Genomic DNA, 26,981 nt, shown 5'->3' with positions numbered 1-26,981 from the left:
CGTGAGCGAAATTAAAGACGTTATTGTTCAGGGGTTGTGGAAAAACAACTCTGCGCTGGTCCAGTTGCTCGGCCTTTGTCCGCTGCTGGCGGTCACGTCCACTGCCACCAACGCCCTGGGTTTAGGACTTGCGACTACGCTGGTACTGACGCTGACCAACCTGACCATTTCGACGCTGCGTCACTGGACGCCAGCCGAGATCCGCATTCCCATTTACGTGATGATCATCGCCTCGGTGGTCAGCGCTGTACAGATGCTGATCAACGCCTACGCCTTTGGCCTGTATCAATCATTAGGGATTTTTATTCCGCTGATTGTCACTAACTGTATCGTTGTTGGCCGCGCTGAAGCCTTCGCCGCCAAAAAAGGTCCGGCGCTTTCGGCACTGGACGGCTTTTCAATTGGTATGGGCGCAACCTGCGCCATGTTCGTGCTGGGTTCACTACGCGAAATTATCGGCAATGGCACGTTGTTTGACGGTGCAGATGCGCTGTTAGGTAGCTGGGCAAAAGTATTACGCGTGGAAATTTTCCACACCGACTCCCCTTTCCTGCTGGCGATGCTGCCACCAGGTGCATTTATTGGCCTGGGACTGATGCTGGCAGGAAAATACCTGATTGATGAAAGAATGAAAAAGCGCCGTGCTGAAGCAGCTGCCGAACGTGCATTGCCAAACGGTGAAACAGGGAATGTCTGATGAACAAAGCAAAACGCCTGGAGATCCTCACTCGCCTGCGTGAGAACAATCCTCATCCCACCACCGAGCTTAATTTCAGTTCGCCTTTTGAATTGCTGATTGCCGTACTGCTTTCCGCTCAGGCGACCGATGTCAGTGTTAATAAGGCGACGGCGAAACTCTACCCGGTGGCGAATACACCTGCAGCGATGCTTGAACTGGGCGTCGAAGGGGTGAAAACCTATATCAAAACCATTGGGCTTTATAACAGCAAAGCAGAAAATATCATCAAAACCTGCCGTATCTTACTGGAACAGCATAATGGCGAGGTTCCGGAAGATCGTGCTGCGCTTGAAGCCCTGCCTGGTGTAGGTCGTAAAACAGCCAACGTCGTATTAAACACTGCATTCGGCTGGCCGACTATTGCTGTCGACACGCACATTTTCCGCGTTTGTAATCGTACTCAATTTGCGCCGGGGAAAAACGTCGAACAGGTAGAAGAAAAGCTACTGAAAGTGGTTCCGGCAGAGTTTAAAGTCGACTGCCACCATTGGTTGATCCTACACGGGCGTTATACCTGTATTGCCCGCAAGCCCCGCTGTGGCTCTTGTATTATTGAAGATCTTTGTGAATACAAAGAGAAAGTTGACATCTGAAGAAAAGGGGTAACACCGATTACCCCATTCATAACCTTTCTTTATCCTCTTTTAAAACATCTTTTTAACGTCAATGATGCCATTGCTTAGCGTTATCATCAGGTAATCCGTTTGCGGATAACCAAAAATGCAGGTTAATTGTTTTTTTAATAGCGAAATTTTCTATTCATTCGTGATCAAGATCACGATGCTGTGGCAATGTAAAAACATTGCAAGAATTAGGTTAAAATCATTTAAATTTACACACGCAACAAATATTGACCTACAAAACATTACACTGGCTATTTTTCAGAAACTGGACTATCTCACTAGGAAAAACGCTAAATAGCAGAACATATCGCCGTTAAGCCATCATCCCCCTCTCAGGGTAGTGAAAAAATCTGCCGTTACGTTTTTTGAAAAATTTAACGCTGGATAACATTTCCCGGAATGGTTGAATTCCCCGCCTCAGTTATATGTAACAGATTATTACAAAGGACTTGTCTGAAAGTGCAAGATAGTGAACATTACCTGCCGTTTCCCCTCCCACTATAACAATTGCGCGTATGTTTTTTAGGCATAACGCGAGAAAGCACCCCCGTTAATATGGGATGTAAAAAAAGAGGTAAAAGTGTCCACTGCAAACCAAAAACCAACTGAAAGCGTCAGTTTGAACGCTTTCAAACAACCGAAGGCGTTCTATCTCATCTTCTCGATTGAGTTATGGGAACGTTTTGGTTATTACGGCCTACAAGGAATTATGGCTGTTTACCTGGTTAAACAACTGGGTATGTCTGAAGCGGATTCAATCACCCTTTTCTCTTCCTTTAGTGCCCTGGTTTATGGTCTGGTCGCTATCGGCGGCTGGTTAGGTGACAAGGTACTGGGTACTAAACGCGTAATTATGCTTGGCGCTATTGTGCTGGCGATTGGTTATGCTCTGGTTGCCTGGTCTGGTCACGACGCCGGTATCGTTTATATGGGTATGGCAGCTATTGCGGTCGGTAACGGCCTGTTTAAAGCTAACCCGTCTTCTCTGCTTTCTACATGCTATGAGAAAAACGACCCGCGTCTGGAGGGTGCATTCACCATGTACTACATGTCCGTCAACATCGGCTCTTTCTTCTCTATGATCGCCACCCCGTGGCTGGCCGCGAAATACGGCTGGAGTGTTGCGTTTGCGTTGAGCGTTGTAGGCCTGCTGATCACTATCGTTAACTTCGCCTTCTGCCAACGCTGGGTTAAACAGTACGGTTCAAAACCAGACTTCGAGCCTATCAACTACCGTAACCTGCTGCTGACCATTATTGGTGTTGTGGCACTGATCGCTATCGCCACCTGGCTGCTGCACAATCAGGAAGTTGCGCGTATGGCGCTGGGCGTTGTTGCCTTCGGTATTGTGGTTATCTTCGGTAAAGAAGCCTTCGCGATGAAAGGTGCTGCGCGTCGTAAAATGATCGTTGCCTTCATCCTGATGCTCGAAGCCATTATCTTCTTCGTGCTGTACAGCCAGATGCCAACGTCACTGAACTTCTTTGCGATTCGTAACGTTGAACACACCATTCTGGGCCTGGCCGTAGAACCTGAGCAGTATCAGGCACTGAACCCGTTCTGGATCATCATTGGTAGCCCGATTCTGGCCGCTATCTATAACAAGATGGGCGATACCCTGCCGATGCCAACCAAGTTTGCAATCGGCATGGTGATGTGTTCTGGTGCGTTCCTGATTCTGCCGCTGGGTGCGAAATTCGCGTCTGACGCTGGTATCGTGTCTGTAAGCTGGCTGGTCGCGAGCTATGGCCTGCAGAGTATCGGGGAACTGATGATCTCTGGTCTGGGTCTGGCAATGGTCGCACAACTCGTTCCGCAGCGTCTGATGGGCTTCATTATGGGTAGCTGGTTCCTGACCACTGCCGGTGCAAACCTGATTGGTGGTTATGTTGCGGGTATGATGGCTGTGCCGGATAACGTTACCGATCCACTGATGTCACTGGAAGTCTATGGTCGCGTATTCTTGCAGATTGGTGTCGCTACTGCCGTTATTGCAGTACTGATGCTGCTGACCGCGCCGAAACTGCACCGCATGACGCAGGATGACGCTGCAGACAAAGCGGCGAAAGCTGCTGTAGCGTAAAATTCAGGGAAACTTTTTTACAAGCCGCTAACTTTTCGTTAGCGGCTTTTTTTTTGTTCAGCAACGCACTACCATACTTTAAACCACAGACAAAAGGAGTTACCGATGAAATTGTTCTACAAACCGGGCGCCTGCTCTCTCGCTTCCCATATCACCCTGCGTGAGAGCGGAAAGGATTTTACGCTCGTCAGTGTGGATTTAATGAAAAAACGTCTCGAAAACGGTGACGATTACTTTGCCGTTAACCCTAAGGGACAGGTGCCTGCATTGCTGCTGGACGATGGTACTTTGCTGACGGAAGGCGTAGCAATTATGCAGTATCTTGCCGACAGCGTCCCCGACCGCCAGTTGCTGGCACCGGTAAACAGTATTTCCCGCTATAAAACCATCGAATGGCTGAATTACATCGCCACCGAGCTGCATAAAGGCTTCACACCTCTGTTTCGCCCTGATACACCGGAAGAGTACAAACCAACAGTTCGCGCGCAGCTGGAGAAGAAGCTGCAATATGTGAACGATGCTCTGAAGGATGAGCACTGGATCTGCGGGCAACGATTTACAATTGCTGATGCCTATCTGTTTACGGTTCTGCGCTGGGCATACGCGGTGAAACTGAATCTGGAAGGGTTAGAGCACATTGCGGCATTTATGCAACGTATGGCTGAACGTCCGGAAGTACAAGACGCGCTGTCAGCGGAAGGCTTAAAGTAATAGCCATCGGCCCACAGGTCGTTGTGGGCCGAAATGAGATATTTCAGAGCTTTGTTGCGCTGAAATAATGTTCTGGTTTGGCAATACGATCCTGAGCAGCAACCACTTGCAGCTCATATTCCTGCATTGCTTTGGTGGTCACCATGATTTCGTATACTGCAGCGGTCACATGTTCCAGGGCCTCCTGCAGCGTTGCCCCCTGAAGCAGTTTCACCAGCAGTAAACCGCTCGTCACATCACCAACACCTACCGGCTGGCGCATACCAAAATCCACCAGCGGACGGCTGATATGCCAGGCTTCATCGGCGGTAACCAGCAGCATTTCAAAACGGTCACGGCTGTAGCCAGCCCGCGCCAGGTGTTTAACCAACACAATTTGTGGCCCTTGCGCAATGAGTTCACGCGCTGCCAGAACCGCTTCTTCGACGTTATTTACCGGATGCTCACAGAGTATCTCCAGCTCAACCAGATTCGGCGCAATGATATCGCTGGCAGGCAAACCGTGACGCACATGAAACTCTGCGACACCCGGTGCAACGATACAGCCTTTTTCCGGATGACCCATTACCGGATCGCAAAAATATTTCGCCTGCGGATTTGCTGCTTTCACCTGACGAACGATACCGAGAATATGTTCACCCTGCTCCGCCGAACCCAGATAGCCACTTAATACGGCATCACAGGTGTGTAATTTATCAATGGCGGCAATGCCTTGCACAATTTCGGTTAAATGGCTGGGCGGCATCACGCAGCCAGTCCATTTGCCGTATTGGGTGTGATTAGAAAATTGAACGGTGTTCAGCGGCCAGACGTTCGCGCCCAGGCGGCGCATCGGAAACTCTGCCGCACTGTTACCCGCATGACCATAAACAACGTGAGACTGGATAGCGAGAATATTTTTCATCATGTTCCCTGTATAAAAACCAGGGGGAGTGATTTCTCACTCCCCCTTTCCACTTAATGCATTATTTCCAGCAAATCAGACAGTAATTCTTTTTGCCGCGACGCAGTAAGGTAAAACGACCAAACAGACGATCTTCTTCTTTAAAGAAGTATTCAGGATCGGACTGTTTTTCACCGTTAATGGTGATGGCATTGGAAGCGATAGTTTTACGCGCCTGACCACGAGAAGGTTGCAGTTCAGAATCGACCAGCGCCTGCATCAGGTCTGCGCCTTTTTCCATCTCAACCATCGGTACGCCGTCCTGCGCCAGCTGTTCGAAGTCCGCTTCACTCAGCGCACTCAAGGAACCGCTGAACAGGCATTCGGTAATACGTTTTGCCGCCTGCAAACCTTCTTCACCATGCACCAGACGTGTCACCTGTTCCGCCAGTACATACTGGGCGCGCGGTGCTTTACCACTGTTTTTATCTTCTTCTTCCAGGGCGTTGATCTCTTCAATGCTCATAAAGGTGAAGAACTTCAGGAAGCGGTAAACGTCGGCATCCGCAGTGTTAATCCAGAACTGGTAGAATTTGTACGGGCTGGTTTTCTTCGGATCCAACCAGACTGCGCCGCCTTCAGTTTTACCAAATTTGGTGCCGTCTGCTTTGGTGATCAGCGGAACGGTCAGGCCAAACACCTGATTCTGATGCAGACGACGGGTCAGGTCGATACCAGAAGTGATGTTACCCCACTGGTCAGAACCACCAATTTGCAGCACCACACCGTACTGTTTGTTCAGACAGGCGAAGTCATAACCCTGCAACAGGTTGTAGGAAAACTCAGTGAACGAAATCCCCTGATCTTCACGGTTGAGACGCTGCTTAACCGCTTCTTTGTTGATCATCTGGTTAACGGAGAAGTGTTTGCCAATATCGCGCAGGAAGGTCAGCACATTCATATTGCCGAACCAGTCATAGTTGTTCGCCGCGATAGCAGAGTTTTCTCCACAGTCGAAATCGAGGAACGGGGCAACCTGCTTGCGGATTTTGTCCACCCACTCCTGAACAGTTTCTTCGGTGTTCAGCTTACGCTCAGCAGCTTTGAAGCTCGGGTCGCCAATCAGACCCGTCGCGCCGCCTACCAGCGCAACCGGCTTGTGGCCCGCCTGCTGGAAGCGTTTCAGGCATAACAATGGAACAAGATGCCCCAAATGCAAGCTGTCAGCGGTAGGATCGAAGCCGCAATAGAGCGCGATCGGGCCTTGCGCCAGTCGCTCTGCTAACGCTTCCTCGTCCGTCACCTGGGCTACCAGCCCCCGCTCTTGCAATTGTTTAATCAAGTTACTGCTTGCCATCAAAATCTCCATGTATATAACGACTGCACCTTTGCCGGTACACGACTTTTCGCCAGATGCGAAAGAGACATAGAATAAAGTGCCAGAATCAGGAGTACCAGCGATTAAAGCAAGATTTTTGCATCTTTTCAGGGGGCAAGACGATCAATCTTCCACGCATCATTTTCACGCTGGTACAAAAAGCGGTCATGCAGGCGATGCTCACCGCCCTGCCAGAACTCAATCTGTTCAAGGCTGACGCGAAAACCGCCCCAAAAACTCGGCAATGGCACTTCGCCCTGTTGAAACTTCTGCTTCAGCTCCAGGAATTTACTTTCAAGGATACCGCGGGCAGAAATGCGACTGGACTGCTTCGAAACCCATGCACCAATCTGGCTATCACGGGGGCGACTATGAAAATATTTCATCACTTCGAGAGTCGAAAGTCGTTCAGCTTTACCGATCACCATCACCTGGCGCTCAAGGGTATGCCACGGGAACAGCAGGCTAACGCGCGGATTATTTTCGATTTGATGTGCTTTACGGCTGCCGAGGTTGGTGTAAAACACCATGCCTTTTTCGTCGTAATGTTTGAGCAAAACGATGCGCTGATAAGGCTGACCATGTTCATCCACGGTAGCGACCACCATCGCGGTAGGGTCCGCCAGTTTGGCTTCACACGCCTGAGAGAGCCAGCGTTCAAAAAGGGTTAATGGATCGGCGGGAAGATCGCGGCGGCGTAATCCGCCTTTGGTGTATTCACGGCGCAGATGCGCGATTTGCTGCAATTCGTCGTTATCAGACATGGTTTTCTTTACGGATTGTCAGTGGGTGACGCTATTGTGCGCCGCCCCTGGAAAAATCTCAACGCTGTGGATTTTGTAACTGACAGTTATTCAAGACGATGCGGTCGCGTTTATAGACAGTCGCTTCCTCGCCTTTCGACCAGAAAACATAGATCCCGTCGGTGTAACGTGCACCAGACGCAGAAATGCCCTGTTTGAGATGCAGTAGTTGATTATCGTAAACAAAACTGACTTCCTGGCGCGGATTATTCAGTTTGACCGTCAACGGTTTTTCATCACACTGGTATTCCAGCGTATCGGTTTGCATGCGCTCAACCAGTTGATTGAACGCGCTACAGCCGGTGAGAAGCACCGGCAAACAGATCAGTAACAGTTTTTTCATAGACATTTCCCGAAGACTTTCCTGGTCTGGAGGGCAATACGCCCTCCCTAACGTTCCAAGTGTAACGGCAGACGCGGTAAGAAAAATTCAGTTAACTCTGATATCACGGGTTAGCAGGGAAAATAGCCCCCAGTACCGTCTCCTGGCTTGCGCCAGTGACGGAAGGCAGATTTCCTGGTAATCCCGCCAGCGTACGCCAGGCAAGCCAGGCGAAAGCCAATGCTTCCATGTCATCACCACTAATGCCAACGGCATCGGTGGTGGTGACTTCTGTGCCTGGCAGTAATGCCGCCAGACGCGCCATGAGTAGCGGATTACGACTTCCTCCACCACATACCATCAATCGTTCGCAGCCACCGCTCAACAAAACTTGTTCAGAAATGGTCACGGCGGTGAGTTCTGCCAGTGTCGCCTGTACATCTCGGGGATCAACACCCGGAAAATGGCGCAAATGGCGCTCCAGCCAACCGTAGTTAAAGTATTCGCGTCCGGTGCTTTTCGGTGCAGGTTGCGAGAAATACGGGTCGCTAAGCATATTTTGCAGCAGTGGGAGAATGACTTTACCCGCCCGTGCCCACTCGGCATCTTTATCGTAAGGTTTACCTGCCTGACGCCAGATCCAGGCATCCATCAGCATGTTACCAGGGCCGGTATCGTAGCCCCCTACCGGCTGCCCAGGAATGAGCAGTGACAGATTGGCGATGCCGCCAATATTGAGCACCATTCGTCGCTCGGTTGGGTGAGCCAGCAGCGCATGATGGAACGCAGGTACCAGCGGTGCGCCTTGTCCTCCCAAGGCAATATCGCGACGACGAAAATCACCGACAACCGTAATTCCGGTGCGTGCCACAATTTGATTGTTATCGCCAATCTGTAAAGTGTGTGGTGCCACGCCCGTCGGTTCATGCCAGACGGTTTGACCGTGACAGCCGATCGCAACGATATCTCTCGCCTGCAGGTTTTGTTCCTTAAGCAAGGCATTGACCGCATCAGCAAAAAGTCGCCCGAGTTGAGTATCAAGCTGTCCAAACTGAGAAAGTGTAAGCTGCTGGCCCTGGCAAATATCCAGTACAGCCTGTTTCAGAGACACCGGGATCGGCCAGCTCAAACTTGCCAGCTGTGCGACCCGGTGTTCATCAATTGTCGCCAACACAACATCAACACCATCAAGGCTGGTGCCTGACATAACGCCAATAAAGCGGCCCGATTTCATAGTTCATCCTTTTTCAATCTGACGTTTGCGCACCACTCAAACATAAACTTTTCGTGAATACCATGCGGAATGACCGATTTTTACCGTTGGTAGTAAAACATTATCTTCAAATCAATAATCATCATGAATGTTTTGTTTATAATTGGTTGATCCTACTTTCATTATGATTTGCTCATATTTGGTAGAACATGTAACCATGGATTCACATATGCCATATACTTTGACCATGAGGGATGCTTGCGTGGCGTTTCATGGTGAACAGGAGATTTTTCAATGATTAAACGCGTATTGGTTGTTTCAATGGTAGGTCTGTCTCTTGTCGGTTGTGTTAATAACGACACCCTGTCAGGGGATGTTTATACCGCTTCTGAAGCGAAACAAGTACAGAATGTCAGCTATGGCACCATCGTTAACGTACGTCCGGTACAGATTCAGGGCGGTGATGATTCCAACGTTATCGGCGCAATTGGCGGTGCTGTTCTTGGTGGTTTCCTGGGGAATACTGTTGGTGGCGGAACCGGGCGTTCTCTGGCTACTGCAGCAGGCGCTGTTGCAGGTGGCGTAGCCGGTCAGGGCGTACAGAGTGCAATGAACAAAACGCAGGGTGTCGAGCTGGAAATTCGTAAAGACGATGGTAATACTATCATGGTGGTACAAAAACAAGGCAACACTCGTTTCTCTCCGGGCCAACGTGTCGTACTGGCCAGCAATGGCAGTCAGGTGACCGTTTCCCCGCGCTAAATAAGTTTGCGTGTGGTCAGGTTACTGACCACACGCCCCCTTCATTTCACCCTTTGGCCTGTAACTCAATGATATTATGCTCAAGTTTTGCGATGAGCTTAATCAGTTGTTCCAGTTCCTCTGCGGAGATGCCATGTAAAATTTCCGCGCGGGTTTTGTTAATAACAGCTTCCATTTCGCTGATCAGCGGCTCTGCCTTTTCCGTCAGTTTAATACGTTTAGCCCGACGATCGCTGGCACAAGTTTGACGCGAAATTAACCCTTTTTCTTCCAGTTGGTCCAGAGTACGGACAAGTGATGGCTGCTCGATGCCAATCGCTTTTGCCAGTTGAATTTGCGACTGGTCTGGAGGTAACTGATGGATATTGTGTAACGTAACCCAATGGGTTTGTGTTAACTCCAGCGGTTTCAGGCGATGGTCTATCAGAGCACGCCATATGCGCACCAACCGTGCCAGATCAGAACCTAGTGGCGATTCCAATTTCATCTCCTTATAATTAGCTTGCTAAGATATAATGCGGCTTTTAGAATAGTGTGCAGCAATTGTATTGCTAAAACAAATGTATTGCTGCATTTGGTTACCGTCAGACATATTTTTCAGAAATTGCGCGTAAATTTTTCGCACTTAAAGAATATTTATTAATCTAACGCAATATATTCGGTCGTAAAGGAATCTACTTTGTGAAGTTTATGCTCAATGCAACAGGATTGCCCTTACAAGATCTGGTGTTCGGTGCGTCCGTCTACTTTCCTCCGTTTTTCAAAGCCTTCGCGTTTGGATTCGTCATCTGGCTTGTCGTACACCGCCTGCTTCGTGGCTGGATCTACGCCGGTGACATCTGGCATCCCTTGTTAATGGATTTATCGCTGTTTGCGATTTGCGTTTGCCTTGCCCTGGCAATACTGATTGCGTGGTAACTATGTCAATTAAAACAATTAAGTATTTCTCAACAATCATTGTAGCGGTAGTTGCGGTTCTTGCCGGATGGTGGCTGTGGAATTATTACATGCAATCTCCGTGGACACGCGACGGGAAAATACGCGCTGAACAGGTTTCTATCACCCCTCAGGTGTCGGGACGTATTGTTGAGCTGAATATAAAAGACAACCAACTGGTTAACGCGGGGGATCTTCTGCTCACGATCGATAAAACGCCCTTTCAGATCGCCGAGCTGAACGCACAGGCTCAGCTGGCGAAAGCGCAATCTGACCTCGCAAAAGCCAATAACGAAGCCAATCGTCGTCGTCATCTCTCACAAAATTTTATTTCTGCCGAAGAACTCGATACCGCTAACCTCAATGTTAAAGCGATGCAGGCCAGTGTTGATGCCGCACAGGCGGCGCTGAAACAGGCACAATGGCAACTGGCGCAAACGGAAATTCGCGCCCCGGTGAGTGGATGGGTGACTAACCTCACTACCCGCATCGGCGATTACGCTGACACCGGGAAACCGCTGTTTGCCCTTGTCGACAGCCACTCGTTTTACGTCATTGGTTATTTTGAAGAAACCAAGTTGCGCCATATCCGCGAAGGTGCACCAGCACAAATTACCCTCTATAGTGATAACAAAACGTTACAGGGTCACGTTTCCAGTATCGGTCGGGCGATTTATGATCAGAGCGTTGAAAGTGACTCAAGCCTTATTCCGGATGTGAAACCTAACGTCCCCTGGGTTCGACTCGCCCAACGCGTTCCCGTCCGCTTTGCGCTGGATAAAGTCCCAGGCGATGTCACGCTGGTGTCGGGCACCACCTGTAGCATTGCCGTAGGTCAATAATGAACGCATCGTCATGGTCCTTGCGCAATTTGCCCTGGTTCAGGGCCACGCTGGCGCAATGGCGTTATGCGTTACGCAATACCATTGCCATGTGTCTGGCGCTGACGGTTGCCTATTATTTGAATCTTGATGAGCCCTATTGGGCGATGACCTCGGCTGCCGTGGTTAGCTTTCCCACCGTTGGCGGTGTCATCAGCAAAAGCCTCGGACGCATCGCTGGCAGTTTGCTCGGAGCCATTGCGGCACTGCTTCTTGCCGGACATACACTTAATGAGCCGTGGTTTTTTCTTTTGAGCATGGCGGCGTGGCTTGGCTTTTGTACCTGGGCCTGTGCGCACTTCACGAATAATGTCGCGTATGCATTTCAACTGGCGGGCTACACGGCTGCCATCATCGCCTTTCCGATGGTTAATATTACTGAGGCCAGCCAGCTGTGGGATATCGCTCAGGCGCGCGTTTGCGAGGTGATTGTCGGTATTTTGTGCGGCGGCATGATGATGATGATCCTGCCGAGCAGTTCCGATGCTACTGCCCTTTTAACCGCATTGAAAAACATGCACGCCCGATTACTGGAACATGCCAGTTTACTCTGGCAGCCAGAAACAACCGATGCCATTCGTGCAGCACATGAGGGGGTGATTGGGCAGATACTGACCATGAATTTGCTGCGTATCCAGGCTTTCTGGAGCCACTATCGTTTTCGCCAGCAAAACGCGCGCCTTAATGCGCTACTCCACCAGCAATTACGTATGACCAGTGTCATCTCCAGCCTGCGACGTATGTTGCTCAACTGGCCCTCACCGCCATGTGCCACACGAGAAATTCTCGAACAGCTGCTGACGGCGCTCGCCAGTTCGCAAACAGATGTTTACACCGTCGCACGTATTATCGCCCCGCTACGCCCGACCAACGTCGCCGACTACCGGCACGTCGCCTTCTGGCAGCGACTACGTTATTTTTGCCGCCTTTATCTGCAAAGTAGTCAGGAATTACATCGTCTGCAAAGCGGTGTAGATGACCATGCCAGACTCCCACGGACATCCGGCCTGGCTCGTCATACCGACAACGCCGAAGCTATGTGGAGCGGGCTGCGTACATTTTGTACGTTGATGATGATTGGCGCATGGAGTATTGCATCGCAATGGGATGCCGGTGCCAATGCATTAACGCTGGCAGCAATTAGCTGCGTACTCTACTCCGCCGTCGCAGCACCGTTTAAGTCGTTGTCACTGCTGATGCGCACGCTGGTGTTACTTTCGCTATTCAGCTTTGTGGTCAAATTTGGCCTGATGGTCCAGATTAGCGATCTGTGGCAATTTTTACTGTTTCTCTTTCCACTGCTGGCGACAATGCAGCTTCTTAAATTGCAGATGCCCAAATTTGCCGCACTGTGGGGGCAACTGATTGTTTTTATGGGTTCGTTTATCGCTGTCACTAATCCCCCGGTGTATGATTTTGCTGATTTTCTTAACGATAATCTGGCAAAAATCGTTGGCGTCGCGTTGGCGTGGTTAGCGTTCGCCATTTTGCGTCCAGGGTCGGATGCTCGTAAAAGCCGTCGTCATATTCGCGCGCTGCGCCGGGATTTTGTCGATCAGCTAAGCCGCCATCCAACACTGAGTGAAAGCGAATTTGAATCGCTCACTTATCATCACGTCAGTCAGTTGAGTAACAGCCAGGATGCGCTGGCTCGCCGTTGGTTATTACGCTGGGGTGTAGTGCTGCTGAACTGTTCTCATGTTGTCTGGCAATTGCGCGACTGGGAATCGCGTTCCGATCCGTTATCGCGAGTACGGGATAACTGTATTTCACTGTTGCGGGGAGTGATGAGTGAGCGTGGCGTTCAGCAAAAATCACTGGCGGCCACACTTGAAGAATTACAGCGGATTTGTGACAGCCTTGCCCGTCATCATCAACCTGCTGCCCGTGAGCTGGCGGCAATTGTCTGGCGGCTGTACTGCTCGCTTTCGCAACTTGAGCAAGCACCACCGCAAGGTACGCTGGCCTCTTAATTACTTAATTACACCACAGGCATAGCGTTCACCGCCACCGCCCAGCGGTTTAGGTTGATCGGACATATTATCACCGCCAACGTGGACCATCAACGCCTTGTCTTTGATTTCATCCAGTGATTTCAGACGAGGCGCGATGACGGCATCGGTGGCTTTGCCGTCATTATTGACGACCAGTGCAGGCAGATCGCCTAAATGCCCGGCACCTTCTGGCCCTTCATGTTTACCGGTATTTTGTGGATCAAGATGCCCGCCTGCGGATTCCGCGGCGCTGGCTTTGCCATCTTTGGTGGCTGGCTGGCAGTTTCCTTTTGCATGAATATGGAAGCCATGTTCACCGGGAGGTAATGCTTTCAGATCGGGCGAAAACTCCAGACCTTTATCGGTTTCAGTAATGGTAACGCTACCAATTGACTGCCCAACCCCTTGCGACGTGACGAGGTTCATCTCGACTTTTTCACTGGCAGCTTGTGCGCCGGTCGCAACAACCAGCGCCAGAATGGCCAGACTAAAACGTTTCATAGGACCTCCGTTCATTGTGCATTCCTGAATAAGTGTAAACCAGTGACACATTTTTGAACGGCGGCTATTCCTAAAAGTGCTTACGGTACGTCGTAACCCAATGCCGCTTTACGGATACGGAACCATTGTTGACGGGTCATTTTCAGTGTTTCAGCTTCGACAGCTGCCCGTACGCGCTCAATTTTACCTGAGCCGATAATTGGCAGCGGCTGCGACGGTAAACGTAATACCCAGGCGTAAACCACCTGTTCAATCGAGCCCGCGTTTAACTCCTCCGCCACCACAGCCAGTTCATCACGCAGCGGCTGGAAATAATCATCATTAAACAGACGACCACCACCAAGGCAGGACCACGCCATCGGACGAACACGCAGTTGTTGCAGTTGGTCGAGCGTGCCATCCAGCAGTAACGGCTGATGTACCGGGGATATTTCCACCTGATTAGTGGCAAGGGTAAACGGCAGACGTGATTGCAACAGGGCAAATTGCGCAGGCGTAAAGTTCGATACGCCAAAATGGCGCACTTTGCCGCTCTGATGCAGATGTTTAAACGCGTCCGCCACTTCATCGGCATCCATTAACGGGTCTGGTCGGTGGATTAACAGCAGATCCAGATGATCGGTCGCGAGATTAATTAGCGACTGTTCGGCGCTCTTAATGATGTGATCGCGGTCAGTGATGTAATGACCAATGACGTTTTCTTCACGCGCGGTCGTCGCGATACCGCATTTACTGACGATTTCCATCCGTTCACGCAGGTGAGGAGCCAGTTTCAGCGCCTCGCCAAACGCCGCTTCGCACTGATAGCCACCATAAATATCAGCATGGTCCACGGTGGTCACGCCGAGATCCAGATGCTCTTCAATAAAACTGACCAGCTGGCGGGCGGACATATTCCAGTCCATCAATCGCCAGTAGCCCATCACAAAACGGGAAAACTCCGGGCCTTGCGGCGCAATAGTAATACGCTGAACCATAATCGCTTCCTCTTATCAGATATGAGAGGAGTATACGCAAGATTAGGCTCAAAAGAGTGATGGTTGCTCCGGTTCGTCTGATGACGCTGGCTTATTTGCGCGTAATTTACGCATTAATCGCTGCCGACAAAGGCGCAGCACCTCTTGTTTTTCGCCATCGCTCATTTTATTCCAGTTAAAACGCTCATCCCGACTACGAAAACAGCCGCGACAAAACCCGCGTTCGTCAGACTGGCAAATTCCCCGGCACGGGCTCTGGACGGGAAAGAACTCTAATTGCTCCGCCACTTCGCCCTCCTCAAAATAAGATTATTACCATTATTGAAGCTGTTAATGCCCAAAGTAGCAACTTTGCTTGCACTAGACCGACTGGTCTACTACACTCCAACGCATGAACAAACACACCGAACATGATACTCGCGAACATCTCCTGGCGACGGGCGAGCAACTTTGCCTGCAACGTGGATTCACCGGGATGGGGCTAAGCGAATTACTAAAAACCGCTGAAGTGCCGAAAGGGTCCTTCTATCACTACTTTCGCTCTAAAGAAGCGTTTGGCGTTGCCATGCTTGAGCGCCATTACGCCGCATATCACCAGCGACTGACTGAGTTGCTGCAATCCGGCGAAGGTAACTACCGCGACCGCATACTGGCTTATTACCAGCAAACACTGAACCAGTTTTGCCAACATGGAACCATCAGTGGTTGCCTGACAGTAAAACTCTCTGCCGAAGTGTGCGATCTGTCAGAAGATATGCGTAGCGCGATGGATAAAGGCGCTCGCGGCGTGATCGTTCTGCTCTCGCAGGCGCTGGAAAATGGCCGTGATAGCCATTGTTTAACCTTTTGTGGCGAACCGCTGCAACAGGCACAAGTGCTTTACGCACTATGGCTGGGTGCGAATCTGCAGGCCAAAATTTCGCGCAATTCCGAGCCACTGGAAAACGCGCTGGCACATGTAAAAACCATTATTGCGACGCCTGCCGTTTAGCAGGCATTTTTTATCACCAGACGACCGGGAGCCTTTATGTCATCTGAAAAACTGTATTCCCCACTGAAAGTGGGCGCGATCACGGCGGCAAACCGTATTTTTATGGCACCGCTGACGCGTCTGCGCAGTATTGAACCGGGTGACATCCCTACCCCGTTGATGGCGGAATACTATCGCCAACGTGCCAGTGCCGGTTTGATTATTAGTGAAGCCACGCAAATTTCTGCCCAGGCAAAAGGATATGCAGGTGCGCCTGGCATCCATAGTTCGGAACAAATTGCCGCATGGAAAAAAATTACCGCTGGCGTTCATGCTGAAAATGGTCATATGGCCGTACAGCTGTGGCACACTGGACGCATTTCTCATGCCAGCCTGCAACCTGGCGGTCAGGCACCGGTAGCGCCTTCAGCACTTAGCGCGGGAACTCGTACTTCTCTGCGCGATGAAAATGGTCAGGCGATCCGTGTTGAAACATCCATGCCGCGTGCGCTTGAACTGGAAGAGATTCCGGGTATCGTCAATGATTTCCGTCAGGCCATTGCTAACGCGCGTGAAGCTGGATTTGATCTGGTAGAGCTTCACTCTGCTCACGGTTATTTGCTGCATCAGTTCCTTTCCCCTTCTTCAAACCATCGTACCGATCAGTACGGCGGCAGCGTGGAAAATCGCGCACGTCTGGTACTGGAAGTGGTCGATGCCGGGATTGATGAATGGGGTGCCGACCGCATTGGCATTCGCGTTTCGCCAATCGGTACTTTTCAGAACACAGATAACGGCCCGAATGAAGAAGCCGATGCATTGTATCTGATTGAACAACTGGGTAAACGCGGCATTGCTTATCTGCATATGTCAGAACCAGATTGGGCGGGGGGTGAACCGTATACTGATGCGTTCCGCGAAAAAGTACGCGCCCGTTTCCACGGTCCGATTATCGGCGCAGGTGCATACACGGTAGAAAAAGCCGAAACGCTGATCGGCAAAGGGTTAATTGATGCGGTGGCATTTGGTCGTGACTGGATTGCGAACCCGGATCTGGTCGCCCGCTTGCAGCGCAAAGCTGAGCTTAATCCACAGCGTGCTGAAAGTTTCTATGGCGGCGGTGCGGAAGGCTACACGGATTACCCGACGCTGTAATCCAACATTGCGAGCGGCGCAAAGCCGCCGCTATACTAAAACAACATTTTGAATCTGTTAGCCATTTTGAGGATATAAAGATGCGTCTTCTTCATACCATGCTGCGCGTTGGCGATCTGCAACGCTCCATCGATTTTTATACCAAAGTGCTGGGCATGAAACTGCTGCGTACCAGCGAAAACCCGGAATACAAATACTCACTGGCGTTTGTTGGCTACGGTCCGGAAACCGAAGAAGCGGTGATTGAACTGACCTACAACTGGGGCGTGGATAAATACGAACTCGGCACTGCTTATGGTCACATCGCGCTTAGCGTAGATAACGCAGCTGAAGCGTGCGAAAAAATCCGTCAAAACGGGGGTAACGTGACCCGTGAAGCGGGTCCGGTAAAAGGCGGTACTACGGTTATCGCGTTTGTGGAAGATCCGGACGGTTACAAAATTGAGTTAATCGAAGAGAAAGACGCCGGTCGCGGTCTGGGCAACTAATCTCCTGCCGGGCGTGAACTCATCGCGCCCGCATCTTTACTGCATCGACAAGTAATATTTGTCATAATGCGCGCTGCAATTTATCCGTATTAAGAGAATCAGATGTCCGATAACGCTCAACTTACCGGTCTGTGCGACCGTTTTCGTGGTTTTTATCCTGTTGTGATCGATGTTGAAACAGCTGGATTTAACGCCAAAACCGATGCGCTGCTTGAGATTGCCGCCATCACCCTGAAAATGGATGAACAAGGCTGGCTGATGCCGGACACCACATTACATTTCCACGTCGAACCATTTGTCGGCGCAAATTTGCAGCCAGAGGCCCTCGCCTTCAACGGCATTGACCCGAACGATCCCGATCGCGGCGCGGTCAGCGAATACGAGGCGCTGCACGAAATTTTTAAAGTTGTGCGTAAAGGTATTAAAGCGAGCGGTTGTAACCGCGCCATTATGGTGGCGCACAACGCCAATTTCGATCACAGCTTTATGATGGCCGCCGCAGAACGCGCCTCACTGAAACGTAACCCGTTCCACCCTTTCGCCACTTTTGACACTGCTGCACTGGCCGGGCTGGCACTCGGACAAACCGTATTGTCAAAGGCTTGCCAGACCGCTGGCATGGACTTCGACAGCACCCAGGCGCACTCCGCGCTGTACGACACCGAACGCACTGCTGTGCTGTTTTGTGAAATCGTCAACCGCTGGAAACGTCTGGGAGGCTGGCCGCTACCTGCCGCCGAAGAGGTGTAATCGAGTCGATGCCTGATGACATGCAATGATTCAGGCATCTATAGTGAGGCTATTCCACGCATCATGCATGATATTCACGGGGAATAGCGTTAATGGCAGATAATCCAAACCTTTCATCGCCCCTGCCGGACGTGTTTTCACCGGCAACCCGCGACTGGTTTCTTCGCGCCTTTAAACAGCCGACCGCTGTCCAGTCGCAAACCTGGCATGTGGCGGCGCGAGGCGAACATGCGCTGGTGATTGCACCGACTGGCTCCGGGAAAACGCTGGCAGCATTTCTCTACGCCCTCGATCAGCTCTTCCGCGAAGGCGGCGAAGATACCCGCGAGGCGCATAAGCGTAAAACCTCACGCATTCTCTATATTTCACCGATAAAAGCCCTTGGCACCGACGTTCAGCGCAACTTGCAGATCCCGTTACAGGGTATTGCCGATGAACGGCGGCGGCGCGGCGAAACGGAAGTCAATCTTCGCGTGGGGATCCGTACTGGCGATACGCCTGCACAGGAACGCAGCAAACTCACCCGTAATCCGCCGGATATTCTGATCACCACACCCGAATCACTCTATCTGATGCTGACCTCCCGCGCGCGCGAAACGCTACGCGGCGTCGAAACGGTAATTATTGATGAAGTCCACGCGGTAGCGGGCAGTAAACGTGGTGCGCATCTGGCGTTAAGTCTGGAGCGGCTCGATGCGCTGCTCCACACCTCAGCACAGCGAATTGGCCTTTCTGCCACTGTACGCTCAGCCAGCGATGTGGCAGCATTTCTTGGTGGCGATCGCCCGGTTACGGTAGTAAACCCGCCCGCAATGCGCCATCCGCAGATACGGATTGTTGTACCGGTCGCCAATATGGATGATGTCTCATCGGTCGCCAGCGGCACCGGCGAAGACAGCCATGCCGGCCGAGAAGGCTCCATCTGGCCATATATTGAAACGGGTATCCTTGATGAAGTGTTGCGCCATCGCTCGACCATTGTCTTTACTAATTCACGCGGGCTGGCGGAAAAACTGACGGCACGATTGAATGAGCTTTACGCCGCACGCTTACAGCGTTCCCCGTCTATCGCCGTTGATGCGGCCCATTTCGAGTCGACCTCTGGCGCAACCTCTAACCGTGTACAAAGTAGCGACGTTTTTATTGCTCGATCACACCACGGCTCCGTGTCTAAAGAACAACGAGCAATCACCGAACAGGCGCTGAAATCGGGTGAATTACGCTGCGTGGTCGCAACCTCCAGTCTCGAACTGGGGATTGATATGGGCGCGGTGGATCTGGTGATTCAGGTGGCAACGCCGCTTTCTGTTGCCAGTGGGTTACAACGCATTGGACGTGCCGGACACCAGGTAGGTGGTATCTCCAAAGGGCTTTTTTTCCCCCGAACCAGGCGTGACTTAGTCGATTCCGCAGTCATTGTTGAGTGTATGTTCGCAGGCAGGCTGGAAAACCTGACACCACCGCATAATCCACTCGACGTCCTTGCGCAGCAAACCGTTGCCGCCGCGGCGATGGATGCATTACAGGTAGACGAATGGTACTCCCGCGTACGCCGTGCCGCACCGTGGAAAGATCTGCCAAGACGTGTTTTTGACGCCACGCTGGATATGCTTTCCGGGCGCTATCCCTCTGGCGATTTTTCTGCTTTTCGCCCCAAACTGGTCTGGAACCGGGAGACCGGGATATTGACCGCCCGACCTGGCGCTCAGCTGTTGGCGGTTACCAGCGGTGGCACCATTCCGGATCGTGGCATGTATAGCGTGTTATTACCCGAAGGTGAAGAACAGGCCGGTTCGCGGCGGGTGGGTGAACTGGATGAGGAGATGGTATATGAGTCGCGGGTGAACGACATTATCACTCTCGGCGCTACCTCATGGCGGATCCAGCAAATCACCCGCGATCAGGTGATTGTGACTCCTGCTCCGGGTCGTTCTGCCCGGCTCCCCTTCTGGCGTGGTGAAGGTAACGGACGTCCGGCAGAATTAGGCGAGATGATCGGCGATTTTCTCCATTTACTGGCGGATGGCGCGTTCTTTTCCGGGACTATTCCCCCGTGGTTGGCAGAAGAAAATACGATCGCCAATATTCAGGGGTTGATTGACGAGCAGCGCAACGCGACGGGCATCGTTCCGGGGAGTCGTCATCTGGTCCTCGAACGGTGCCGTGATGAAATTGGCGACTGGCGTATTATTTTGCACTCTCCCTATGGAAGACGGGTGCATGAACCCTGGGCGCTGGCGATTGCCGGGCGAATACATGCACTATGGGGCGCTGACGCGTCTGTGGTCGCCAGTGATGACGGCATTGTTGCGCGCATTCCTGACACTGATGGTAAATTGCCCGACGCCGCGATTTTTTTGTTTGAACCAGAAAAGTTGCTACAAATTGTCCGTGAGGTGGTAGGCAGCTCGGCACTTTTCGCCGCCCGTTTTCGCGAATGCGCCGCGCGGGCATTATTAATGCCGGGCCGCACGCCGGGCCATCGCACCCCGCTCTGGCAACAACGGCTGCGCGCCAGTCAGTTGCTGGAAATCGCTCAGGGATATCCGGATTTTCCGGTCATTCTCGAAACCCTACGCGAATGTCTGCAAGATGTTTATGATCTTCCCGCGCTGGAACGTTTGATGCGTCGCCTGAACGGTGGCGAAATTCAAATATCCGATGTAACGACCACAACGCCCTCGCCTTTCGCCGCCAGTTTATTGTTCGGCTATGTCGCGGAATTTATGTACCAGAGCGACGCCCCGCTGGCAGAGCGCCGGGCATCCGTACTGTCGCTGGACAGCGAGTTACTGCGCAATCTACTCGGACAGGTCGATCCGGGGGAATTACTCGACCCACAGGTCATTCGCCAGGTGGAAGAAGAGTTGCAACGACTGGCTCCTGGCAGAAGAGCGAAAGGTGAAGAAGGATTGTTCGACCTGCTGCGCGAACTGGGGCCAATGACCGTTGAAGACCTGGCGCAACGGCATACAGGCAGCAGTGAAGAGATTGCGTCGTATCTGGAAAATCTTCTTGCAGTAAAACGAATCTTCCCGACGATGATTAGCGGGCAGGAGCGTCTTGCCTGTATGGATGATGCCGCCAGGCTGCGCGATGCCCTCGGCGTACGACTACCAGAGTCACTGCCAGAGATTTATTTGCACCGAGTCAGTTACCCGCTTCGCGACCTCTTTCTGCGCTATCTCCGGGCTCATGCTCTGGTCACGGCTGAACAACTGGCTCATGAGTTTAGCCTCGGTATTGCCATTGTCGAAGAGCAACTTCAGCAACTGCGCGAACAGGGGCTGGTGATGAATCTGCAACAAGACATCTGGGTGAGCGATGAAGTATTTCGTCGTCTGCGTTTGCGCTCGCTGCAAGCCGCCAGAGAAGCGACACGTCCCGTTGCGGCCACGACCTATGCGCGATTGCTGCTGGAACGTCAGGGCGTATTACCCGCCACCGATGGTAGCCCGGCACTCTTTGCCTCAACATCGCCAGGCGTTTATGAGGGCGTGGATGGCGTCATGCGGGTGATCGAACAGCTTGCAGGAGTCGGTTTACCCGCCTCACTCTGGGAAAGCCAGATCCTGCCTGCCCGCGTACGCGACTATTCGCCAGAAATGCTCGATGAATTACTGGCAACCGGTGCGGTTATCTGGTCGGGGCAAAAAAAGCTGGGTGAAGATGACGGCCTGGTGGCACTGCATCTACAGGAATATGCCGCAGAATCGTTCACTCCCGCCGAAGCGGATCAGCCGAATCGTTCGGCGCTGCAGCAAGCGATAGTCGCTGTTCTGGCTGACGGAGGAGCCTGGTTTGCACAACAAATCAGCCAACGGATACGCGATAAAATCGGCGAATCGGTTGATCCCTCGGCACTGCAAGAGGCGTTATGGGCGCTGGTCTGGCAAGGCGTCATCACCAGCGATATTTGGGCACCGTTACGCGCCCTCACCCGCAGCAGTTCCAACGCACGCACCTCAACTCGCCGCAGTCACCGGGCTCGTCGTGGGCGTCCTGTCTATGCACAACCCGTCTCGCCGCGGGTGTCTTACAACACACCAAATCTGGCTGGACGCTGGTCGTTATTGCAGGTGGAGCCACTAAACGATACCGAAAGGATGCTGGCGCTGGCGGAAAATATGCTCGACCGCTACGGCATCATCAGTCGTCAGGCGGTGATAGCCGAAAATATCCCTGGCGGGTTTCCATCGATGCAAACGCTTTGTCGAAGTATGGAAGACTCCGGGCGAATTATGCGAGGTCGTTTTGTAGAAGGTCTGGGTGGCGCGCAATTCGCTGAACGTCTGACTATTGACCGATTGCGCGATCTGGCGACACAAGCCACGCAAACGCGCCACTATACACCAGTGGCGCTCTCTGCCAACGATCCGGCTAATGTGTGGGGAAATCTTCTGCCCTGGCCTGCACATCCGGCAACGCTGATTCCAACGCGTCGGGCGGGTGCGCTGGTGGTCGTTTCTGGCGGAAAATTGTTACTCTATCTGGCGCAAGGTGGCAAAAAAATGCTGGTCTGGCAGGAAAAAGATGAATTACTCGCCCCAGAGGTTTTCCACGCGCTGACTACCGCACTGCGTCGCGAACCACGGCTGCGCTTTACGCTAACAGAAGTGAATGACCTACCGGTCCGGCAAACGCCGATGTTTACGCTGCTGCGTGAGGCGGGATTTTCAAGTTCGCCACAAGGACTGGATTGGGGATAGAGAAAGGACTGACGGATGCCCGTTCGCATCCGTCAGTATTGCTGGACGGATTATTCCGCGTCCGGCTCTTCAGACTTGTATTTAGCGGCAGTTTCTTTGATCAGCTGCTGCAGTTCGCCACGCTGATACATTTCGATCACGATATCACAACCGCCGACCAGCTCGCCGTCAACCCACAGTTGCGGGAAGGTCGGCCAGTTAGCATATTTCGGCAGTTCCGCACGAATGTCCGGATTCTGCAGGATATCAACATAGGCAAAACGTTCGCCACATGCGGCAAGCGCCTGGACTGCCTGGGCAGAGAAACCGCAGCTCGGCAGTTTCGGTGAACCTTTCATGTACAGCAGGATCGGGTTTTCAGCAATCTGGCGTTGGATTTTTTCGATAGTGGTGCTCATTGTCTTGCTTCCTCAAACTTCTTTACGGCAGTAATCTGACATTGTAGCGGGTCAGTGCGGCATCGGAAAATAACATTTTCATCACGCTTTTGCTATTTTATCCCTTTGCGCTATTTGTTGCATTTCAAATATTCGTTTCTTCCCAGATGCACGGCAAACTGGCGTATTTATAACCATTTTTAGCTTTCACTGCTGCATTTTTTTGCGCTCGCCAACGAAACGTATTTTTTAACAATAAAAGCTATTAACTTTCTCTTCTTCTATGCATTAGAATCATCAAGTTTTGTAAATCAGACGCAGGCATGATAGACCTGCCTTAACAGAGGGACGCTCAGTGGCGCGGATAAACCGTATTTCGATCACGCTCTGTGCTTTACTTTTTACCACCCTGCCTTTAACGCCTATGGCCCATGCTTCAAAGCAAGCCAGGGAGAGTTCTGCTACCACTCATATCACCAAAAAAGCAGATAAAAAGAAAAGCACGGCAACCACCAAAAAGACCCAGAAAGCCAGCCAGAAAACAGCGAAAAAAGCCGCCAGTAAAAGTACGACCAAAAGCAAAACCGCTTCTTCCGTTAAAAAATCTTCCATTACCGCTTCTAAAAACGCCAAAACTCGCAGCAAACACGCCGTCAATAAAACGGCCTCAGCCAGCTTTACCGAAAAGTGTACCAAACGTAAGGGCTATAAATCGCATTGTGTGAAAGTCAAAAATGCCGCGTCCGGAACCCTTGCCGACGCACACAAAGCCAAAGTGCAAAAAGCCACAAAAGTGGCAATGAATAAACTGATGCAGCAAATTGGTAAGCCATATCGTTGGGGTGGCAGCTCACCGCGTACCGGTTTTGATTGCAGCGGCCTGGTTTATTACGCTTATAAAGATTTGGTGAAAATTCGTATTCCGCGTACGGCGAATGAAATGTATCACCTGCGTGATGCAGCACCTATCGAACGTAGTGAACTGAAAAACGGCGACCTGGTCTTCTTTCGTACTCAGGGACGCGGTACAGCCGATCATGTCGGCGTGTATGTCGGCAACGGCAAATTTATTCAGTCACCGCGCACGGGCCAAGAAATTCAAATCACTTCTCTCAGTGAAGACTACTGGCAGCGCCACTATGTTGGCGCTCGTCGGGTAATGACCCCAAAAACACTTCGCTAAAACTTTACCCTGTTGTTACGGCAACAGGGTAAGTTCATCTTTTGTCTCACCTTTTAATTTGCTACCCTATCCATACGCACAATAAGGCTATTGTACGTATGCAAATTAATAATAAAGGAGAGTAGCAATGTCATTCGAATTACCTGCACTACCATATGCTAAAGATGCTCTGGCACCGCACATTTCTGCGGAAACCATCGAGTATCACTACGGCAAGCATCATCAGACTTATGTCACTAACCTGAACAACCTGATTAAAGGTACCGCGTTTGAAGGTAAATCACTGGAAGAGATTATTCGCAGCTCTGAAGGTGGCGTATTCAACAACGCAGCTCAGGTCTGGAACCATACTTTCTACTGGAACTGCCTGGCACCGAACGCGGGTGGCGAACCGACTGGAAAAGTCGCTGAAGCTATCGCCGCATCTTTTGGCAGCTTTGCCGATTTCAAAGCACAGTTTACTGATGCAGCAATCAAAAACTTTGGTTCTGGCTGGACCTGGCTGGTGAAAAACAGCGATGGCAAGCTGGCTATCGTTTCAACCTCTAACGCGGGTACTCCACTGACCACCGATGCAACTCCACTGCTGACCGTTGATGTCTGGGAACACGCTTATTACATCGACTATCGTAATGCACGTCCTGGCTATCTGGAGCACTTCTGGGCGCTGGTGAACTGGGAATTCGTAGCGAAAAATCTCGCTGCATAATAACTGATGGCAAATGCAGCATTGCCTGATGCGCTTCGCTTACCATACCAACACGGATGAGTCGTTAACACCGCATCCGGCAAGATAAATCGCACGTTGCCAGCAACTGTAACGCAGAAGGTTATCCTTCTGCGTTTTTGTTTAATTAGCTGTTGGCAACGCAAACTGTTTCAGGTTGTTTTCTGGCTGACATAAACACCAGTAATAATGCCAGTCCCGCGACAATCGCCCCCATCACCGGCACAAAACTGTATCCCAGCCCAGCGGAAATTACCGCACCACCAGCAGCTGCTCCCAGCGCATTTCCAAGATTAAAGGCACCAATATTGACTGATGAAGACAGACCTGGCGCTTCACTGGCGACACGCATCACGCGCATCTGTAACGGCGGTACGACCGCAAAGGTTGCAGCTCCCCACACCACCATGCTAATAGCTGCGCCGAACTCATTGCGGGCCAGGAACGGGATTGCCAGCATAATCACCATCAGCAGCAACAAAAAGCCTTTCAACGTGCCGTTAACTGAACGATCTGCCAGTTTGCCGCCGAGATAGTTACCGATAGAGAATCCGACACCAATCAGCACCAGCATTGCCGTGACGAACACCGGCGTTGCGTGGGTAATGCTTTGCAGTACCGGAGAGATATAGGTGTAGAGGGTAAACATTGCACCAGCTCCCAGTACCGTCGTCAGCAATGCAGACAGCACCTGCGGACGCATTAATACCGCCAGCTCTTTTTTCACTTCAGGTCGCGCCCCTGCTCCACCTTTAGGTAATGAGAAGAACAGACTTACCATTGAAATCACGCCCAGCCCCGCCGTTGCCAGAAATGACATCCGCCAGCCGATGGTTTCGCCCAACCAGGTCGCTGCCGGAACGCCACCGATATTTGCCAGGGTTAACCCCATAAACATAGTGGCAACTGCGCTGGCCTGTTTATGTTTTGGCACCACGCTTGCGGCCACAACTGAACCCAAACCAAAAAATGCTCCGTGATTCAGGCTGGTCAAAATGCGTGAAAGCATCAGGGTCATATAATCCGGCGCGATGGCGGAAAGTACGTTGCCGAGCGTGAAAATCGCCATCAGGAAAATCAACGCACTGCGGCGAGCACGATGAGAAAGTAGAAGCGTCATCAGCGGCGCGCCAACCATTACGCCAACTGCATAGGCACTGATTAACATTCCGGCAGCGGGAATCGAGACATCCACACCGCGCGCAATGACGGGCAATAAGCCCATTGGCGAGAACTCCGTTGTCCCAATACCAAACGCACCAATCGCCAGCGCCAGCAACGGATAGTTAATTTTCATGTCTTATCTCCACCTCTTCGCGTCATTACGCGATATTCATTAAAGTGGCGAAAGCATGACAGCAATCACAAAAAAATGAAAATAACAAAAAGAGAAAACACTTTTGCCATTTTGCTAACAAACAGGAAGGAGATGCGAGGGAGAACGCGCTCCCTCGAGAGGAAATCAGTGCAGCGCGGCAGTCAAACCCACGGCCACGATCAAACCGAGGACGATAATCGTTGTTACCAGTGAAAATTTAAGGTCGGTGCTCATCAAGTTTTCTCCTTTTTTATTACCACACAAAAAGTGATATTACGCATTTTTACACACTGTGATGAAAAAATCTCCCGTCATTTATAATGATAAGTGTTTTTACCACTTCCCCTTTTCGTCAAGATCGGCCAAAATTCCACGCTTACACTATTTGCGTACTGGCCATTGACCCCTTCCTGACGCTCCGTGTCGTTTTTCCGGCGTACCGCAACACTTTTGTTGTGCGTAAGGTGTGTAAAGGCAAACGTTTACCTTGCGATTTTG

27 protein-coding genes are annotated in these 26,981 nt (G+C 51.4%); 15 read left to right on the top strand and 12 right to left on the bottom strand.

Annotated elements, in window-relative coordinates:
* Position 1: 1 nt before the first annotated feature.
* From rsxE to gstA, 4 genes are all read left to right on the top strand, one after another.
* Positions 2-697, top strand: a complete 696-nt coding sequence (rsxE, locus tag ACK8NJ_RS11080; protein ID WP_001289652.1) for an electron transport complex subunit RsxE — start codon at positions 2-4, stop codon at positions 695-697.
* A complete protein-coding gene (gene nth, locus ACK8NJ_RS11075; protein ID WP_001030339.1) occupies positions 697-1,332 on the top strand; it encodes an endonuclease III in 636 nt (211 codons plus the stop codon). The genes rsxE and nth overlap by 1 nt, the downstream gene beginning before the upstream one ends.
* 610 nt (positions 1,333-1,942) lie before the next feature.
* Positions 1,943-3,445, top strand: coding sequence for a dipeptide/tripeptide permease DtpA (dtpA, locus tag ACK8NJ_RS11070; protein ID WP_411962456.1), 1,503 nt, complete (start codon positions 1,943-1,945; stop codon positions 3,443-3,445).
* A 105-nt stretch (positions 3,446-3,550) separates the two neighbouring features.
* On the top strand, positions 3,551-4,156 hold the full coding sequence (gene gstA, locus ACK8NJ_RS11065; RefSeq protein ID WP_000765742.1) for a glutathione transferase GstA: 606 nt from the start codon (positions 3,551-3,553) through the stop codon (positions 4,154-4,156).
* 43 nt (positions 4,157-4,199) lie between these two features.
* Here the strand turns inward: gstA and pdxY are convergent, their stop codons facing one another.
* From pdxY to anmK, 5 genes are all read right to left on the bottom strand, one after another.
* Positions 4,200-5,060 (bottom strand): pyridoxal kinase PdxY, encoded by an 861-nt coding sequence (pdxY, locus tag ACK8NJ_RS11060; protein WP_001302086.1) that lies wholly within the window; start codon positions 5,058-5,060, stop codon positions 4,200-4,202.
* 61 nt (positions 5,061-5,121) lie between these two features.
* The gene (gene tyrS, locus ACK8NJ_RS11055; protein ID WP_001295400.1) at positions 5,122-6,396 is read right to left on the bottom strand and encodes a tyrosine--tRNA ligase; all 1,275 of its coding nucleotides are present in this window, start codon (positions 6,394-6,396) and stop codon (positions 5,122-5,124) included.
* Positions 6,397-6,524: 128 nt separating this feature from the next.
* On the bottom strand, positions 6,525-7,181 hold the full coding sequence (gene pdxH / locus ACK8NJ_RS11050; protein WP_001282319.1) for a pyridoxamine 5'-phosphate oxidase: 657 nt from the start codon (positions 7,179-7,181) through the stop codon (positions 6,525-6,527).
* 58 nt (positions 7,182-7,239) lie between these two features.
* Positions 7,240-7,569 carry a C-type lysozyme inhibitor gene (gene mliC, locus ACK8NJ_RS11045; protein WP_000061974.1) on the bottom strand — a complete coding sequence of 110 codons (330 nt, stop codon included), beginning with the start codon at positions 7,567-7,569 and terminating at the stop codon, positions 7,240-7,242.
* Positions 7,570-7,666: 97 nt separating this feature from the next.
* A complete protein-coding gene (gene anmK / locus ACK8NJ_RS11040) occupies positions 7,667-8,776 on the bottom strand; it encodes an anhydro-N-acetylmuramic acid kinase (RefSeq protein WP_000835077.1) in 1,110 nt (369 codons plus the stop codon).
* A gap of 273 nt (positions 8,777-9,049) precedes the next feature.
* On the opposite strand from anmK, the gene slyB reads away from it, so the two are divergent.
* The gene (gene slyB, locus ACK8NJ_RS11035; protein WP_000597196.1) at positions 9,050-9,517 is read left to right on the top strand and encodes an outer membrane lipoprotein SlyB; all 468 of its coding nucleotides are present in this window, start codon (positions 9,050-9,052) and stop codon (positions 9,515-9,517) included.
* A gap of 46 nt (positions 9,518-9,563) precedes the next feature.
* Here slyB and slyA read toward each other — a convergent pair whose 3' ends face one another.
* Entirely contained in the window at positions 9,564-9,998 is a 435-nt protein-coding gene (gene slyA / locus ACK8NJ_RS11030; RefSeq protein ID WP_000445640.1) for a transcriptional regulator SlyA, read from the bottom strand.
* A gap of 200 nt (positions 9,999-10,198) precedes the next feature.
* Between slyA and ACK8NJ_RS11025 the strand changes: the two genes are divergently transcribed.
* Genes ACK8NJ_RS11025 through ACK8NJ_RS11015 form a run of 3 tightly spaced genes read left to right on the top strand, consistent with a single transcriptional unit; the run spans position 10,199 to position 13,307 of the window.
* Positions 10,199-10,435 (top strand): DUF1656 domain-containing protein, encoded by a 237-nt coding sequence (locus tag ACK8NJ_RS11025; protein WP_000670998.1) that lies wholly within the window; start codon positions 10,199-10,201, stop codon positions 10,433-10,435.
* A gap of 2 nt (positions 10,436-10,437) precedes the next feature.
* Complete coding sequence (locus tag ACK8NJ_RS11020; protein WP_204098215.1) at positions 10,438-11,295, top strand: HlyD family secretion protein; 858 nt, start codon at positions 10,438-10,440, stop codon at positions 11,293-11,295.
* Entirely contained in the window at positions 11,295-13,307 is a 2,013-nt protein-coding gene (locus ACK8NJ_RS11015; RefSeq protein WP_000994308.1) for an FUSC family protein, read from the top strand. Before ACK8NJ_RS11020 ends, ACK8NJ_RS11015 begins: the two co-directional genes overlap by 1 nt.
* Here the strand turns inward: ACK8NJ_RS11015 and sodC are convergent, their stop codons facing one another.
* The 3 genes from sodC to ACK8NJ_RS11000 form a co-directional block, all read right to left on the bottom strand.
* A complete protein-coding gene (sodC, locus tag ACK8NJ_RS11010; protein ID WP_411962451.1) occupies positions 13,308-13,829 on the bottom strand; it encodes a superoxide dismutase [Cu-Zn] SodC in 522 nt (173 codons plus the stop codon).
* An 80-nt stretch (positions 13,830-13,909) separates the two neighbouring features.
* Positions 13,910-14,806 carry an aldo/keto reductase gene (locus ACK8NJ_RS11005; RefSeq protein WP_000250656.1) on the bottom strand — a complete coding sequence of 299 codons (897 nt, stop codon included), beginning with the start codon at positions 14,804-14,806 and terminating at the stop codon, positions 13,910-13,912.
* 48 nt (positions 14,807-14,854) lie between these two features.
* Entirely contained in the window at positions 14,855-15,094 is a 240-nt protein-coding gene (locus tag ACK8NJ_RS11000; RefSeq protein WP_000840481.1) for a DUF1289 domain-containing protein, read from the bottom strand.
* A gap of 103 nt (positions 15,095-15,197) precedes the next feature.
* Here ACK8NJ_RS11000 and nemR point away from each other — a divergent pair, with 103 nt between their 5' ends.
* The 5 genes from nemR to ACK8NJ_RS10975 all read left to right on the top strand — a co-directional run bounded on the left by nemR (position 15,198) and on the right by ACK8NJ_RS10975 (position 22,878).
* Positions 15,198-15,797, top strand: coding sequence for a DNA-binding transcriptional regulator NemR (gene nemR / locus ACK8NJ_RS10995; protein WP_001032943.1), 600 nt, complete (start codon positions 15,198-15,200; stop codon positions 15,795-15,797).
* A 36-nt stretch (positions 15,798-15,833) separates the two neighbouring features.
* Entirely contained in the window at positions 15,834-16,931 is a 1,098-nt protein-coding gene (gene nemA / locus ACK8NJ_RS10990) for an N-ethylmaleimide reductase (RefSeq protein ID WP_411962448.1), read from the top strand.
* An 80-nt stretch (positions 16,932-17,011) separates the two neighbouring features.
* Positions 17,012-17,419, top strand: a complete 408-nt coding sequence (gene gloA, locus ACK8NJ_RS10985) for a lactoylglutathione lyase (RefSeq protein WP_001237796.1) — start codon at positions 17,012-17,014, stop codon at positions 17,417-17,419.
* A gap of 102 nt (positions 17,420-17,521) precedes the next feature.
* Entirely contained in the window at positions 17,522-18,169 is a 648-nt protein-coding gene (rnt, locus tag ACK8NJ_RS10980) for a ribonuclease T (RefSeq protein ID WP_001282281.1), read from the top strand.
* Positions 18,170-18,261: 92 nt separating this feature from the next.
* Positions 18,262-22,878, top strand: coding sequence for an ATP-dependent helicase (locus ACK8NJ_RS10975; protein ID WP_411962445.1), 4,617 nt, complete (start codon positions 18,262-18,264; stop codon positions 22,876-22,878).
* Positions 22,879-22,928: 50 nt separating this feature from the next.
* On the opposite strand, the gene grxD is transcribed toward ACK8NJ_RS10975, so the two are convergent.
* Positions 22,929-23,276: a monothiol glutaredoxin 4 gene (gene grxD, locus ACK8NJ_RS10970; protein ID WP_000108172.1), complete on the bottom strand. Its 348-nt coding sequence runs from the start codon at positions 23,274-23,276 to the stop codon at positions 22,929-22,931.
* Between the two features lie 334 nt (positions 23,277-23,610).
* Between grxD and mepH the strand changes: the two genes are divergently transcribed.
* The gene (gene mepH, locus ACK8NJ_RS10965) at positions 23,611-24,438 is read left to right on the top strand and encodes a peptidoglycan DD-endopeptidase MepH (RefSeq protein WP_000101183.1); all 828 of its coding nucleotides are present in this window, start codon (positions 23,611-23,613) and stop codon (positions 24,436-24,438) included.
* Positions 24,439-24,565: 127 nt separating this feature from the next.
* Complete coding sequence (gene sodB, locus ACK8NJ_RS10960; protein WP_000007283.1) at positions 24,566-25,147, top strand: superoxide dismutase [Fe]; 582 nt, start codon at positions 24,566-24,568, stop codon at positions 25,145-25,147.
* Positions 25,148-25,292: 145 nt separating this feature from the next.
* Here sodB and ACK8NJ_RS10955 read toward each other — a convergent pair whose 3' ends face one another.
* Positions 25,293-26,462, bottom strand: coding sequence for an MFS transporter (locus tag ACK8NJ_RS10955; RefSeq protein ID WP_000701040.1), 1,170 nt, complete (start codon positions 26,460-26,462; stop codon positions 25,293-25,295).
* 165 nt (positions 26,463-26,627) lie between these two features.
* Positions 26,628-26,717, bottom strand: a complete 90-nt coding sequence (cydH, locus tag ACK8NJ_RS10950; RefSeq protein WP_000102278.1) for a cytochrome bd-I accessory subunit CydH — start codon at positions 26,715-26,717, stop codon at positions 26,628-26,630.
* Positions 26,718-26,981 lie beyond the last annotated feature (264 nt).

The sequence above is a fragment of the Escherichia sp. F1 genome, from assembly GCF_046764225.1.
Lineage (GTDB): Bacteria > Pseudomonadota > Gammaproteobacteria > Enterobacterales > Enterobacteriaceae > Escherichia > Escherichia coli.
Note: the sequence above shows the minus strand (reverse complement) of the source record. Positions and strands in the feature narration are given on the sequence as shown.